This window comes from Oscillibacter valericigenes (assembly GCF_021531915.1).
In the GTDB taxonomy this organism is placed as follows: domain Bacteria; phylum Bacillota; class Clostridia; order Oscillospirales; family Oscillospiraceae; genus Oscillibacter; species Oscillibacter valericigenes_A.
Genome location: NZ_JAFBIV010000044.1, coordinates 1 through 838, shown reverse-complemented (window position 1 = coordinate 838; position 838 = coordinate 1). Strand labels below are relative to the sequence as shown.

1 protein-coding gene is annotated in these 838 nt (G+C 63.1%); it reads right to left on the bottom strand.

The annotated features are described in order from the left end of the window. On the bottom strand, positions 1-838 hold an 838-nt coding region (locus JQM66_RS12420), incomplete at both ends, for an ABC transporter ATP-binding protein (protein ID WP_235230177.1).

Sequence of the window (838 nt, the reverse complement as noted above, 5' to 3'; positions counted from 1 at the left end):
TGCCGTTTTCCTTGCTGAACACATGGACCACGTTGCCGCCGAAGGTAAAGGCGATGTCCTGGCCCATGGAGAAATCGGTGTTCACCACACCCTGCAGGTCCATGGTCTGCACGATGATGATGGCGTCCTTGCCCAGCACGTTCACATGCAGGTGCACCGCGCTGCCCATCATCTCGCTGACGTCCACGGTGCCGTGGAGCATCTGGGCGCCGTCGCCCATGAGAGCGATGTGCTCGGGCCGCACACCCAGGGTGATGGCCTGGGGCTCCACGTTGTTCTTTGCCAGAGCGGCCTGCTTCTCCTCGCTCAGCTCCACTGTGATGCCGCCCACGGCCACAGCGTACTTGCCGTCTTTCTTCACCAGCTCGGCATCGAAGAAGTTCATCTGGGGCACGCCGATGAAGCCGGCCACGAACAGGTTGGCGGGGTGGTCAAAGACCTCCTGGGGGGTGCCCACCTGCTGGATGACGCCGTCCTTCATGATGACGATGCGGTCGCCCAGGGTCATGGCCTCGGTCTGGTCGTGGGTGACGTACATGAAGGTGGTGTCGATCTTCTGCCGCAGCTTGATGATCTCCGCCCGCATCTGGTTGCGCAGCTTGGCGTCCAGGTTGCTGAGGGGCTCGTCCATCAGCAGCACCTTGGGCTCCCGGACGATGGCACGGCCAATGGCCACGCGCTGACGCTGGCCGCCGGACAGAGCCTTGGGTTTCCGGTCCAGATACTGGGTGATGTCCAGGGTCTCGGCGGCCTCCCGCACCCGCTTGTCGATCTCCTCCTTGGGGAACTTCCGCAGCTTCAGGGGGAAGGCCATGTTCTCGTAGACCGTCATGTGGGG